Below are 13,493 nucleotides of genomic sequence, written 5' to 3'. Positions count from 1 at the left end.
CACCACAGGCACAGCAACAGGACCCGGCATACACCAAGCCTACTATCCGAACGCGAATTAATAACTCACTACACTAGATGCTGCCTCGATCCGCACGGCACGTTTCGATTCCATCATCGAGATCGGCTACCCTAGCCGTGACGCCGCAGCGCGAATCCTGACCAACTATCTTCGCGGTGTGCCCGGCGGGGACAGCGTTGACGTACAGTTCGTCGCAGCGCATTTCGGCACCAATATCAGCGGCGCTGACATCCGGGAGATCGTTCGGCGCACTGTGCTCGGAAGCGGTTCGGCGACGCAAGAGGGCCTGATCGCCACTGTTCGGTCGGGGCGCTTTAAACCACAACTGCCGCAAGGGAACTACCTCTAGCAGTCGCGTTTGTGGAAAACGCCTGGACGCTTGCAAATATTGAAGCGCATGATCTGTATTCAACTAATCATCTCTCTGATCGCGTCAGCAGTCAGGCGCCGGTGATGAATACGTCATGCGGGCGATAAGAGACGCTCTACGCTTCGATCACCGCAGCGACAACGTCGCCAAAACGGCGTTACGTCAGAAACGTCCGACGAACCGATCACCAGCAGTCCAGCTGACCCACCCCATGCGGCCTGCGCGTCGCCCCCCAACCCCTAGCGTCAGACGCGAATGATCCGTAGATTGGCGGCGCCATTGAAAGCAGCGAAGTCGTCGTCCTGGGTGATGACGGGCAATCCTCGCGCCGCGGCGATGGCCGCAATCCACAGATCGTTGACCCGCACCCGGCGCCCCGTCTCGGCCAGATGGATCCGAAGCCGCGCCCACATTCGGGCCGCTTCGTCATCGACTGGCAGCACCTCCACGTCCGCAACGGATTCCAGTGTCGCCAGGCGTTGCGCTCTGATGTCGGACGTCGTCGCGGCCAGCACGCCCACGTGAAGTTCGGCGAGGGTTACGACGGTAGTCGCAACCTCATCGGGGATCAGCGCCTCATTGAGTTCCCTGCCGCTTTCCGTCGCGATAAACACCGAAGTATCAAGTACTCCCGCCGCCTGCGCCGTGCTCATAGGATCGGTCCGAGATCCTCGGTGGTGTCACCCGCGAGGATCGCGAGGTCTTGCCGTAACCCGGGATCGGCTTGGGCGCGACGCAACCGCGACAGAAACTCGGTTTTGCTCAACCAACGCCGACGCTGGGGGCGAACTGCCGTCAGGACCGCGACAGGTCGACCGTTGACCGTGATGGTGACGTCCTCGCCTTCCCTCACGCGGCGAAGCACACCCGCAGTGTCGTTGCGTAGCTCGCGAGACGCCACCTCAGTCATGCGACGAACGTAGCACAATCGTAGGCCGAAGGCCAGTAGTTGTCCCACGGCGCCATAGCAGCACTTTGCGGATACGGACACCACCGCGAAACCCGCTACGTGATCGCCCACCGCCTCGCGCAACCTGAGGGGCGACGGCAGCCAATGCAACTATCCGCTGATGAGGAGCCGGCATAAGCGCGGCCTGCCGGCAAGTGAGCTGAGCTATCCGAATGCGTTGAGCCAAGCCTTGATTGCCGCGCCATGTGAGTGGTCACGACGCACCGAAGGGTGGCGGTATCGTCCCGCTATGGGCACGAAGGCCGAACGCCGCGCGGCGCGCGAACGCGTGGCCGGCTACCACGAGGCGCGCCTGGGCGAGCTCATCGAGCACGTCGCGGCCGCGATCGACGGCTACCGTAGCGGCGAGGTCGACGCCTACGCCGTCGACGAGACAATTCACCACTATCACCGAGCGGCCCGCGCGTTGTGGAAGTTCTGCTGGTCCGGCGCCGGTGGGACGCACATCGAGTCCATCGCCCACCTCCTCGATCAGATGACCACCGACGGCGAAACCATCAACTGGTGGGAACGGGTGACGTCGCGACAACGCTCTTGATCTCGGCACGTGTCCAGGAGAAAAGCGACCAGCACTACGGCCGGGGCGGCAACGCGGAAAGCCACCCGTCCGACAGCAACTCCAGCAGCTGCCCGTCCGGATCCCGAATCATTGCCATGGCGTCGGTCACCGTCCCGTCGACCACCGCTCCCCCGAACGAAGCAACCTGAGCCAGCACACCCGGAAGGTCGGACACCGAGAGTGAAATGTGTGTCAGCCCAATCTGATCCATGACGCGCTCCGCGCCGGCATGTACCTCGCGGGCAGAGTAGTCCATGAGTTCGAGCACGAAGCCATCGCGCACTAAGTAGGTCGCGTGCACACCGAGCGGCTCCGGGAGCTGCACCAGCTTGGCGGTCGGGCCATCGGGTGGGTCAAGCTCCCACCAGAACTGAAAGCCCAACAGGCCCTCGTAGAACCGCCGCGACCGCGCGGTATCGGCGACACACAGCCCGACGTGGTTGAAGACCGTTCGATGATCCATCGCTCCTACTTCAGTTCCGGGCCCAGAAGCTTAATAATGCAAAGATAGTGAGAAAGCAATCGCCCCGCCCCGACGTCGCCGGAGACGCGATCGTCGACTTCGACCACCACTGCGACGCCTTCAACGACAACCAAGAAACCGTCCACGCCGAGCTCAGGCAGAAATGCCCGGTCGCTTGGAACACGAACTACGGCGGGTTTTGGTATCTCAGCAGCTACGACGCGGTCAGCCAAGCGGCCCGAGACGACGCCACCTTCTCCCACAAGTACGAGCCCAACGCGGACAACGGCGTCGATTACCAGGGCGAGATGGGTGTCCCGCGCCCGGAAGGCCAACCGGCCCTGGGCATCGGCGAGGTCGACGGCGAATACCACCTGGCCCTACGGCACGCGCTGGCCCCGTTTTTCTCCCCGGGCGCCGTCGAGAAACTCAAGCCGTTCATGGAGGACAAGGCCCACGAGTTCCTCGACCAGCACATCGACAAAGGCCACATGGACCTGGTGCTCGACTACGCCAGCCCGGTCCCGGCCATCCTGACGATGAAGCTGATGGGACTGCCGCTGGACAATTGGCACCTCTACGCCACGCTTTTTCACAACGTCATGGCCGTGCCGCAAGACAGCCCCGAATACGCCGACGCCATCGCCAAAGTGCCGGCCATGATGGAAGAAGTCCTCCAGCACGCCGCACAGCGCAGGGCCCACACACGAGAAGACCTGACCAGCTTCCTCATCCAATTCGAGTTCGCCGGGCAACACCTCACCGACGAAGAATTGCTCAACATCGTGTGGAACCTGATCGCCGGCGGCGTTGACACCACCACCTCCCAAACCGCGCTCACGCTAAGGCATTTGGGCACGCATCAAAAACTCCGGCAACAACTCATCGACCACCCCGGGCTCCACCGCACCGCCACCGACGAGTTCCTGCGCTACTTCAGCGTCAACCGCTCACTGAGCCGCACGGTCACCAAAGACGTCGAACTCAACGGCCAACGCTTGCGCAAGAACGACCGACTGATCATCAGCTGGCTCTCTGCCAACCACGACGAAAAAGAATTCGACCGACCCGACGAAATCATCCTGGACCGAACACCCAACCGCCACTTGGCCTTCGGGCTCGGCCCGCACCGGTGCATCGGCTCGCATCTGGCGCAGCTGATGTCGCAGGTGATGGTCAAGGCGGTCCTCGACCGCATCCCCGACTACCAAGTCCAAGACGCAGCCCACCAATATCTCGGCAACCCGAGCATGACTGGGCTGAGCAAGCTGCCGGTCACGTTCACGCCGAGGAGCTAGGCCACCGCGAGCACCGGCCAGCGCCCCCGCACCCCGCGCAGTTCGTGAGTCCCGCGGCTATTGAACGCAATTCGCGCTCCGAGCACCAGCGGCGGAATGACGCCGGACACCAGCACCTCGCCGGGCCCGGCCAGTCCCATGATGCGCGCCGCGACATGCACCGCGATCCCGTGCACGTCCCGGTCGGTCATTTCCACCTCACCGGTGTGCAGGCCGGCCCGAATGTCGATGCCGAGGTCTTGCACCGAGTCACGAATTGCGCACGCGCAGTTGATCGCTCGGGCAGGACCGTCGAACGTCGCCAACGCACCGTCGCCGGTGAATTTCACCACGCTGCCCCGTGCGCTCGCGACATGTTTTCGCACGATCTCGTTGTGCGCGCTCAGCGCCACCGCCCACGCGTTATCGCCCAGCGCCGCGGCCCGCTCGGTCGACCCGACGATGTCGGTGAACAACACCGTCGACAGCACCCGGTTGGTCGTCGGCGCCGCGCGCCCGCCGGTGATAAACGATTCGATCTCGTCCAGCACCCGGTCGGCATCCCCGGCGAACCACACGTCGTCGTCCCCGTCGAGTTCCACCAACCGCGCCTGCGGAATGTGCTCGGCCAAGTATTGCCCGTGACCGACCCGCACGTGCCGACTGTCGCGGCGGTGCAGCAACAACGTCGGCGCCTGGATGCTCTCCACGGCGGGCCGAACGTCGGTGCGCAGAAACAGATCAAAGATCTCTTTGAAATAGCCGGGGCCACCCACCAGCCGCTCACCGCGCGCCCACCACCGGCGCTTGCCCGGGTCGTCGGCCCAACTGGGCGCCAAGTTGTCCGTCACCGGACCGCGGCCGACGCTGTCACCGAACGAGTCGACATACCGGCTGAACGCCGGCTCGGGCATCCCGTGCGGATAGTCCGGCGCCCGCAGGAACCGCGGATAGCCGCTCGCCAGCACCAGCGAGCGCACCCGCCCCGGATGGGCCGCGGCCAACAGCATGACCGGCAGCGTCGACTCCGACATGCCGAACACCGACGCACAGTCGAAGCCGACGGCGTCCAGCACCGCGACCAACCCGTCGGTCCACGCTTGCATCGCCGGACGGTCGTGGATCGGCACCGCATCCGAGCTGCCCACCCCCAGCAGGTCGGTGATGACCAACCGGCTGAACGACGCCAGCCGGCGCAGCTGCCCGGCGACCGTCGGCTCATCCCACAACAAATCGATCGGAAACGTCCCGGACGGGACGAACAGCAGGTTCGGACCGGTATCGCCCACGACCTGGTACGCCAGATGGACGTCGCCATCCTTTGCGTAGAGGGTCTCGGGCACGGTCGCCATGCCAGAAAGCATGCCACCGCCGGCCGTCACGGCACTTGACCGGCGATCCAAGCAGGGCCACTGTCGGATGCATGGACGACCCCGTCACGACGCTGGACGACCTCAAGAACGACCTGGCCGGCCGGCACAAGTGGACCCCCAGCAGCGGCGCCCAAGTCGACCCCACGATCGTCGACGCCGACTTGGCCGCCCTGGACCGCGACGGCTACCTGATCTGGGAAAACCTGCTCAGCGCCGACGAATGCCGACAGATCCGCGAGACCGTCAGCCCGTGGCTCGACCACACCGGCCGCAACTCGTTTGAAGGGCATAAAACCCAGCGCATCTACAGCGCGCTCAGCCGGACCCGCGGCTGCGACCGCCTCGCCGATCACCCGCGCGTGCTGGCGGTGCTCGACCGGCTGCTGATGCCCAACTACCTACTTTCGGCCTTGCAGGCCATCAACATCCAGCCCGGCGAGTCCGCGCAGCTGCCCCACCACGACGACGGCTTCTACCCGATCCCCCGCCCCCGCGCGCCGCTGGCCGCCGCGACCATCTGGGCGATCGACGACTTCACGCCCGATAACGGCGCCACCGTCGTCTTCCCCGGCAGCCACCGCTGGCCCGCCCGTCCACCCGGGCCCGACGACGCGTGCACACCGGTCGTCATGCCCGCCGGGTCGTGCGTCTTCTTCGTCGGCACGCTGTGGCACGGCGGCGGCGCCAACACCACCGACCGCGCCCGCCTGGCCGTCACCGCCCAGTATTGCCAACCGTGGCTGCGCCCCATGGAGGCCTTTACGCTGTCCATCCCGCGCGACGTCGCGCGCGTTCTGTCCCCCGACCTGCAGCGCATGATCGGCTACAGCATCCACCCGCCGTTCGTCGGCGCCGTCGACGGCCTGCATCCGCTGCGGCTGCTCGAACAGCCGTAACGCGTTGCGTTACAGGCGAATACGAAGCACCCGCCGGTTCACTTCAGATCGGCGAGCGCCTGACGGGCGGCTTCGAGCTCGGCTTCGAGGGCGGCGACCTTGGCGGCATGCTGGGTGCGGGCCTCTTCGATGACCTGATCGATCGGGACTGAGAGGTCCTCGTGCAGTTCCTTGGCCGCCCGGGAGACGGCGGCGGCCGCGACGGCCAGGTCGCGGGCCAGATAGCTGCTGCCCTGCTTGAGCTCGGCGCGCCACTCGCCGTCGGCGGTGCCGGTGACGGTGAGGGTCAACTCGAGAGTCTTACCCTTCTTGCCCGGCGTCTTCTTCGCCGGAGCCTTCTTCGGCATCTCCGCAGCCGTGGGCGCTTCGGGCGCCGGTGTACGTTCGGGCGCGGGCTTCTCGGCGAAAGAAGTTGCGACTTCCGGAGTGTCAACCTCGGCGGACGACGGTGCGGCTGGCAGAGTGTCAACAGTCATGTGTACGGCGATCTCCTTCTGAACGTCGCCCGCTGTCGACGGGCCGGGTCCGGACACCCATTAGAACATACGTTCGACTGCCGGTCAAATCGGCCGGCGAATTCGGACCACGCGAAAGGCCCTGCGGACCAACAGCTTTGACCGGAAAGGCCCGGTGGCCAGCCGTAAACCTTACGCGGCCGTCGCGTACTGCAGCACCGGCTCCGACGAATCGACGTGACTGCCGCTGAGGATGCGCAGCCGGTCCCGACGGATCTCATACCGTACGCCGTCCACGGGGTTGGTGACGTCGAACCCGTCGGCGACACGCTCGGCGTTCGACAGTTCGATGTGGGCGCCGTCTCGGATCCGTTCACCACGGTAATAGTAAGTGCCGCTGAGGTTTTCACAGATCACCGCCAACGACTTGGCGGTGCGCACCACGGCGGCCGGCGGATTGGCGGGGTCGCAGCGGGCCGTCTCCCCGACGAAGCCCAGCCCGTCGGCGCCCCGCACGGGCGCGGACAAAGTCGGCGTCTTCGGCGGCGGCAGGTTCGCCGGTGACGACGGCTCGGCCGTGGGCGTCGCAGACGGCGTCCCGCCGTTGCCGCCGAACACCGAGACCGCCGCCGCGATCACACCGGCGAGCAACACGAGGACGGCCACCACGCCCAACATGGCCGGGCCAGGCACCACCCGACGCGGCCGCGGTGCCTCCACGGGCGGGAGAAACCCCGAATCGTCGGGGTCGGCTTGAACCGCCGGGAACGGCCGGGTGCGCGGCAGCGGCGGATCGGCGGCGGCCGGCACCGGCTCGTAGGCCGGGGACACCACTTCCATCGCCGCACGGGCAAATGCACCGGCCGAGCCGTACCGCGCGCCGGGCCGCTTGGCCATCGCGGCGGCGATGACGTCGTCGAGCCCCCGCCCGATCCCGCGACGCATGATGCTGGGCCGCGGCGCCGGCGAGAACAGGTGCGCCTCCCGCACGTCGTGCTCGGTGCCCTCGAACGGCGGTTGGCCGGTGAGGCACTCGTAGAGCACGCACGCCAGCGAATAGACGTCGGCCTGCGGCCCGATGCGGCCGCCGCCGAACCGTTCCGGGGCCCGGTAGGCCGGGTCATCCGACGACGCGGTGCCAAAGTCGACGAGGTACGCGCAGTCGTCGGCGGTGAGCAACACGTTCTCCGGGCACACCGCGCCATGCACCAGCCCGGCCGCATGCGCGGCGTCCAGCGCCCGCGCCAGCTGCCCGACGACCGACACCGCCCGCGACGGGTCCAGCGCGCCCCGCTCGCTCAGCCGGTCCCGCAGGCTGGCGCCCGACACCAGCTGCATGTCGACGAACGGCACACCGTCGATCTCGCCGAAGTCATGGATCGCCGCCAGGTGCGGCTCCGACAACCGCGCCGCCGCCGCCACATCGCGCCAAAAGCGTTGCTGGAAACCAGCACTGCGGGCGGTCTTGGCACGCACCAGCTTGAGCGCCACAAAACGATCGTTAACCGTGTCGTAGGCCTCGAACACCTCGCTGGAGTCACCCGCGCCGAGCAACGAACGCAGCTCGTAGGGCCCGAAGCGGGCACCCAGGCGCGCGCGATGCGAAGTGAACACTCGAGCAGTCCTTTCACCGACACGAACAGCGTCAGCCCGCCGGGTTCCCGGTTTCGGCGTCCGTTTAACGTGGGCCGGCTCACGGAGTTCTACAGTGCGTTTATGGGCGACATCACCGCACAGCTCGCAGACATCGTCGGCAGCCACAACCTGCTGACCGGCGACGCCATCCCCGACGACTACGGGCACGACGAGGAGCTGACGCATCCGCCACAGCGGCCGGCCTACGTCGCCAAGCCCGCCACCGCCGAGGAGGTCGCGGCGCTGTTGAAAGTGGCCACGCAGCACCAGATTCCGGTGACAGCCCGCGGATCCGGGACCGGCCTGTCGGGCGCGGCGTTGCCGCGCGGGGACGGGCTGGTCGTCTCCTTCGAGCGGATGAACGCCGTGCTGGAGGTCGACACCACCAATCAGGTCGCCGTCGTGCAGCCCGGTGTGACGCTGGTCGATCTGGACGCCGCCACCGCCCCGCACCAGCTGCGCTACATGGTCCACCCCGGCGAGCTGTCGTCCAGCGTCGGCGGCAACGTCGGCACCAACGCCGGCGGCATGCGCGCCGTCAAGTACGGCATCGCCCGACACAACGTGCTGGGCCTGCAGGCCGTGCTGCCCACCGGGGAGATCATCCGCACCGGCGGCAAGATCGCCAAAGTGTCGACGGGCTACGACCTGACCCAGCTGATCGTCGGCTCCGAGGGCACCCTGGCCCTGGCCACCGAGGTGATCGTCAAGCTGCATCCGCGGCTAGACCACAGCGCCACCGTGCTCGCCCCGTTCGCCGATTTCGACCAGGTGATGGCGGCCGTACCGCTGATCATCGCCAGCGGGCTAGGCCCCTACATCCTGGAATACATCGACAACGTGACGATGGCGGCGCTGGTCCACACCCAGAACCTGGAACTGGGCATCCCGGATCAAATCCGCGACAGTTGCCAGGCATATCTCGTTGTCGCACTTGAGAACCGCACGGCGCAGCGCTTGGACGAGGACGTCGAGCGTGCCGGCGAGCTGCTCGGCGAACTCGGCGCCCTCGACGTCTACGTGTTGGAAGGCGGTTCGGCCCGCAGGCTGATCGAGGCGCGGGAGAACGCGTTTTGGACGCTGAAGGCCGCCCACGCCGATGACATTGTCGACACCGTGGTACCCCGCGGCGCCATGCCGAAATTCCTTGCCGCCGTGCGGGGTTTGGCGACCGCGGCCGGTGGGGGCGCCGTGGGTTGCGGGCACGCCGGCGACGGCAATGTCCATCTGGCGATCTTCTGCGCCGACCCAATGGCCCGCAAAAAGCTGATGACCGACATCTTCGCGCTCGCAATGGAATTGGGCGGCGCCATCTCCGGCGAGCACGGCCTGGGGCGGGCCAAAGCCCCGTACTGGCGGGCGCTGGAAGACCCCGTCAAGGTGGAGCTGCTGCGGCGCATCAAGCAAAGCTTCGACCCGGCGGGAATTCTCAACCCGGATGTGGTCTTCGCCCCATGAGTAACCCCCGACGGGTCGGATCGGATTAACCAATCGCTATCGCGCGCGGGCTTCGGGAAACCGCGGCGCAATAGACACAATGCGGTGCTGTAGCAAGCACACCGCCGCGCGCGGTGCCTTATCCTGCATTCGACAACCGCATACGACAGGACACGAAATGTTCTCACTAACACGACGCCGGTCCGCGGCGGTTGTGTTGGCGACTGTCGGATTGCTGGTGTTCGGCATGCTGCTGTTCACGCGAAGCGGCGCATCGGATCGCTCACTGACCGCCCCGGTGGGGCTCTGGCTCATCAGCGTGTTCGCCAACGGCTGCGCGGTGTACGCCGCGCGGTCCTCCCGGCGTCGGCAGCGACTCGCGTGGACGGTGTTGAGCATCGCGGTGGCGGCCTGGACGGCCGGCCAAGCGGTGTGGTGGTACGTCACCCTGGGCGGCATCCCGCCGACGACAGGCGTCTCGGCGGCAAACATCGGCTACGTGGTGTTGCCCATCTGCGCGCTGGCGACCGCCGTGACGATTCCGAGCCGCGACGATTCGCGGTTCGGCATCGGGCTGCTGCTCGACGGCATCCTTGTCGCCGCATCGCTCCTGATCGTGTTGGCCATCCTGGTGCTCGGACATTTCCGCCAACCTGCGCAAATCGTCAACCTGCCGCAGATCATGTTGGCCGTCGCCACGGCGGTATACGCCGGGCTCGTCATCATCTCGATCATCACGGTGCGCAAATCCGAGCCGGACCGCCGACGCTCCCCGACCTTCATGACGGCGGGCTGGGCGGTCATCGCGGCGACCGGGCTACTGCACGTGTCCGACAACCAGCCCGACCGGGTGCCCGGCCCGGCGATCGTGCTCGGCTGGGCCGCGGGCATGTATTTCATCGCACTGGCGGCGATCGCGTCCCGGCCGGGCCCGGATCTCGACCTCGGTTTCTCCCAGCCGCTGTCCCGGGTGTCGCTGTGGCTGCCGTACTTGCCGGTGCTGCTGGCGATCGCCGTGGGTGCCGTGCACTTCTGGCCGGGCGACCGCAGTGAGGCGTTCATCTTCGCCGCGTGTGTGGTGTTATTCCTTGCCACCGTCGCACGCCATTTGTTGCTGCTCGACCGCAAACAACACCTGCTCGCCGCGCTTTCGGATGCAACCCTTCGGGATCCGTTAACGGGTTTAGCAAATCAGAGGCTATTTAACGATCGGCTGGCTCACGCGGCCCGATTGCACATTCATCATGGGGTCCCGGTCAGCGTGATCGCGGTTAATATCAGCGATTTCAAGATGGTCAACGACACCCTGGGTTATGCCGTCGGCGATGAGTTGCTGCGCAGCGTCGCCGAGCGGCTCTCCACGAATGTCCGCATCACCGACACGGTCGCCCGGATGAACGGGGACGAATTCGCCGTCCTGATCGAGGATCGTCTCGAAGTCGCGGCCCAGGTTGCCCGCGCCCTCGCCGGAGCCTTCAGCGAGGCTCTTGATCTCGAAAATCACCAACTGCACGTACATCTCAACATCGGGGTGGCGTCGGCCGCCACGGACGGCGGGCCGGCGCTGCAGCCGGGCGAGCTGCTCGCACAGGCCACCGCCGCGCGCAGCCGGGCCCGCCAGATGAGTTCGACCGCCGTGCAGACCTTCACCCCCGATATGGGTGCCAAGCTGGGTAAACACCCGACCCACGATGCCAGCATGGCCCGTCTGCAACTGCTGGGTGAACTTCGCCGCGCCATCGACCACGGCCTGCTGACGCTGCTGTACCAGCCCAAATTCGACATGCTGACCGGCGCCGTCAGCGGCGCCGAGGCGCTGGTGCGCTGGCAGCACCCCGATCTCGGCACGTTGGAGCCAGGCGAATTCCTGCCGCTGGTCCGCGATCACGGCCTGATGGACGCGCTCACCGACCTGGTGCTGTCGCAGGCGGTGGCCGACGCCGCCCAGTGGTACGCGGCCGGCGCCGGAATCCCGGTCGCGATCAACCTGTGGGCGCCCTCGCTCGACGAAGACGGACTGCCCGACCGCATCCTGGCGGTGCTCGACGCGCACGGCATGTCGGCCAGTTGCCTCACGGTCGAAATCACCGAGGACCTGTTGGTCGCCGATCTTGCCAAGGCCCGCACCGTGCTCAATCGCTTGCGGGAGGCCGGGATTCGGGTGGCGATCGACGACTTCGGCAGCGGCTACGCCACGCTGACGTACCTGCGCGAACTGCCCATCGACGACGTCAAGCTCGACCGCCAAGTCATCGAGCCGATCCTGCACGACGAACGCGCCGCCATCATCGCCCGCTCGGTGATCGAGCTGACCACCACGCTGGGCCTGGCCACCGTCGCCGAGGGCGTCGGCGATGCCAAAACTGCTCACCGCCTCAAGGACTATGGTTGCGACGCCGTGCAGGGCAACTTCTTCAGCCCCCCGCTGCCCGCCGCCGCCATTCCGCACGTACCGCAGAACGCCACGCTGGCCACGCACTAAGGTGTGCGCCGTGCACATTGACGTGATGACGGTGCCGCAGCCGCTGGCGCAGATCGGCGGCCTCGCCCAGCGCACCCAGGCCGCCGGATTCTCCGGGCTGCTGTTCACCGAGACCGGCCGCACCGCCTACCTCGATGCCGCCGTCGCCTCGCAGGCCGCCCCCGGGCTCGAGCTGTCCACCGGCGTGGCCGTCGCCTTCCCGCGCAGTCCGTTCGTCACCGCCGCCGCGGCGTGGGAACTGCAGGAGGCCACCGGCGGCAAGTTCCGGCTGGGGCTCGGCACCCAGGTCCGCACCCACGTCGTGCGCCGCTACGGCGTCGCGTTCGAACGTCCCGGCCCGCGGCTGCGCGACTACGTGCGGGCGGTCAAGGCGTGTTTCTCGGCGTTTCGCACCGGGACGCTGGACTACCACGGCGAGTTCTACAACCTCGACTTCATCACCCCGCAGTGGAGCGCGGGCCCCATCGACGCGCCCGATCCCAAAGTCGATGTGGCCGCGGTCAATCCGTGGATGCTGCGGATGGCCGGCGAAGTGGCCGACGGCGTGCACGTCCACCCCATCGGCGAGCTCGGCTACCTGAAACGGCACGTGCTGCCCAACATCGCGGCCGGCGCGGAAAAGGCCGGGCGCACACCGTCGGACATCGCGGTCATCGTGCCGGTGATGACGATCGTCGGCGACAGCGACGAAGAACTGCACACCCAACGCGAAACGGTGCGCGCCAGCATGGCCTTCTACGGCAGCACCCCGAACTACGCGTTCATCTGGGACGAGGCGGGATTCGAGGGCACCACCGCCCGGATCCGCGAGAGGCAGAAGGCCGGCGACCTGCCGGGCATGGCGGCCCAGATCAGCGACGAGCACATCGCGGCGTTCGCCACCGAATCGACCTGGGACGGCCTGGCCGACGCGCTGCGCACGAAATACGACGGAATCGCCACGCGCATCGCGCTTTACAGCGCACTGGGCGACGAGGAGCGGTTCCGCCGTTACGGCGAGGTCGCCCGCACGCTGAGCCGCTAACGCGTCGGGCGGACCCCGGCGGCGCGGTACACAAAGTTCGGGTCCACCGGGAAACGCAGCGTGGTGGTCGGCAATTGACCGAGCACCACCTCGGGCACCTCCCGCCGGTAATGCAGCTTCATCGATCCGCTGCACGCCTTGTCGACGCCGCGCAGATCGATATCGATCAGTAGGCCCTTGCGGGTAACGGTCGCGGCGGCCGGGCCCTTGTTAGTTGCCCACGAGCAATCGATCGAGCGCAGATTGGCATCCCTGCGCAGCGGGAAGGTGGCGACCACCCGCGCGGCGCTCAACGCAAACGCGCCGACGTAGTGGGCGACGCCCGCGGCCGAAAAGACGCCCGGCACATGCCCACTGAAATGGCGCACCACATTTACCTTGTCGGCCAAGAAGATCAACCCCTCGGCCTCCAGTTCGCCGTGCAGCTGCGCGGGTACATTGGAGCGCCACACCCAATTACGAAGCAAGCCAAGCACAGCCAGACGCTAGCGGGAGCCATTGCCGCTTCGCTATGTGACTGCCGACAACCCT

General features: G+C 66.8%; 14 protein-coding genes. 7 read left to right on the top strand and 7 right to left on the bottom strand.

What is annotated here, in order from left to right; all coding sequences use genetic code 11:
- The first annotated feature begins 178 nt into the window (after positions 1-178).
- The gene (locus tag AWC25_RS27615; protein ID WP_244899609.1) at positions 179-370 is read left to right on the top strand and encodes a hypothetical protein; all 192 of its coding nucleotides are present in this window, start codon (positions 179-181) and stop codon (positions 368-370) included.
- 266 nt (positions 371-636) lie between these two features.
- Here AWC25_RS27615 and AWC25_RS25215 read toward each other — a convergent pair whose 3' ends face one another.
- Both AWC25_RS25215 and AWC25_RS25210 read right to left on the bottom strand, forming a co-directional pair.
- Positions 637-1,044: a type II toxin-antitoxin system VapC family toxin gene (locus tag AWC25_RS25215; protein WP_069400087.1), complete on the bottom strand. Its 408-nt coding sequence runs from the start codon at positions 1,042-1,044 to the stop codon at positions 637-639.
- Complete coding sequence (locus AWC25_RS25210; RefSeq protein WP_069400088.1) at positions 1,041-1,301, bottom strand: type II toxin-antitoxin system Phd/YefM family antitoxin; 261 nt, start codon at positions 1,299-1,301, stop codon at positions 1,041-1,043. The genes AWC25_RS25215 and AWC25_RS25210 overlap by 4 nt, the downstream gene beginning before the upstream one ends.
- 289 nt (positions 1,302-1,590) lie before the next feature.
- Here AWC25_RS25210 and AWC25_RS25205 point away from each other — a divergent pair, with 289 nt between their 5' ends.
- On the top strand, positions 1,591-1,899 hold the full coding sequence (locus AWC25_RS25205; protein ID WP_069400089.1) for a hypothetical protein: 309 nt from the start codon (positions 1,591-1,593) through the stop codon (positions 1,897-1,899).
- Positions 1,900-1,933: 34 nt separating this feature from the next.
- Here the strand turns inward: AWC25_RS25205 and AWC25_RS25200 are convergent, their stop codons facing one another.
- Positions 1,934-2,383: a VOC family protein gene (locus AWC25_RS25200; RefSeq protein WP_069400090.1), complete on the bottom strand. Its 450-nt coding sequence runs from the start codon at positions 2,381-2,383 to the stop codon at positions 1,934-1,936.
- A gap of 47 nt (positions 2,384-2,430) precedes the next feature.
- On the opposite strand from AWC25_RS25200, the gene AWC25_RS25195 reads away from it, so the two are divergent.
- Positions 2,431-3,681: a cytochrome P450 gene (locus AWC25_RS25195; RefSeq protein ID WP_085168092.1), complete on the top strand. Its 1,251-nt coding sequence runs from the start codon at positions 2,431-2,433 to the stop codon at positions 3,679-3,681.
- On the opposite strand, the gene AWC25_RS25190 is transcribed toward AWC25_RS25195, so the two are convergent.
- A complete protein-coding gene (locus AWC25_RS25190; RefSeq protein WP_069400171.1) occupies positions 3,678-5,012 on the bottom strand; it encodes an adenylate/guanylate cyclase domain-containing protein in 1,335 nt (444 codons plus the stop codon). The genes AWC25_RS25195 and AWC25_RS25190 overlap by 4 nt on opposite strands.
- A 71-nt stretch (positions 5,013-5,083) precedes the next feature.
- On the opposite strand from AWC25_RS25190, the gene AWC25_RS25185 reads away from it, so the two are divergent.
- Positions 5,084-5,929: a phytanoyl-CoA dioxygenase family protein gene (locus AWC25_RS25185; protein WP_085168090.1), complete on the top strand. Its 846-nt coding sequence runs from the start codon at positions 5,084-5,086 to the stop codon at positions 5,927-5,929.
- 38 nt (positions 5,930-5,967) lie between these two features.
- Here AWC25_RS25185 and AWC25_RS25180 read toward each other — a convergent pair whose 3' ends face one another.
- The gene (locus AWC25_RS25180) at positions 5,968-6,405 is read right to left on the bottom strand and encodes a DUF6319 family protein (protein WP_085168088.1); all 438 of its coding nucleotides are present in this window, start codon (positions 6,403-6,405) and stop codon (positions 5,968-5,970) included.
- A 171-nt stretch (positions 6,406-6,576) separates the two neighbouring features.
- Positions 6,577-7,998, bottom strand: a complete 1,422-nt coding sequence (locus AWC25_RS25175) for a serine/threonine-protein kinase (protein ID WP_244899608.1) — start codon at positions 7,996-7,998, stop codon at positions 6,577-6,579.
- A 102-nt stretch (positions 7,999-8,100) separates the two neighbouring features.
- On the opposite strand from AWC25_RS25175, the gene AWC25_RS25170 reads away from it, so the two are divergent.
- The 3 genes from AWC25_RS25170 (at position 8,101) to AWC25_RS25160 (ending at position 12,962) form a co-directional block, all read left to right on the top strand.
- On the top strand, positions 8,101-9,477 hold the full coding sequence (locus AWC25_RS25170) for an FAD-binding oxidoreductase (RefSeq protein ID WP_085168086.1): 1,377 nt from the start codon (positions 8,101-8,103) through the stop codon (positions 9,475-9,477).
- Positions 9,478-9,673: 196 nt separating this feature from the next.
- Complete coding sequence (locus tag AWC25_RS25165) at positions 9,674-11,938, top strand: putative bifunctional diguanylate cyclase/phosphodiesterase (protein ID WP_158089787.1); 2,265 nt, start codon at positions 9,674-9,676, stop codon at positions 11,936-11,938.
- A gap of 10 nt (positions 11,939-11,948) precedes the next feature.
- A complete protein-coding gene (locus AWC25_RS25160; RefSeq protein ID WP_069400174.1) occupies positions 11,949-12,962 on the top strand; it encodes a TIGR03617 family F420-dependent LLM class oxidoreductase in 1,014 nt (337 codons plus the stop codon).
- Here the strand turns inward: AWC25_RS25160 and AWC25_RS25155 are convergent.
- On the bottom strand, positions 12,959-13,438 hold the full coding sequence (locus tag AWC25_RS25155) for a hypothetical protein (RefSeq protein WP_069400095.1): 480 nt from the start codon (positions 13,436-13,438) through the stop codon (positions 12,959-12,961). The genes AWC25_RS25160 and AWC25_RS25155 overlap by 4 nt on opposite strands.
- Positions 13,439-13,493: the final 55 nt, after the last annotated feature.

The sequence above is a fragment of the Mycobacterium sherrisii genome, assembly GCF_002102355.1.
Taxonomy (GTDB): Bacteria; Actinomycetota; Actinomycetes; order Mycobacteriales; family Mycobacteriaceae; genus Mycobacterium; species Mycobacterium sherrisii.
Note: the sequence above shows the minus strand (reverse complement) of the source record. Positions and strands in the feature narration are given on the sequence as shown.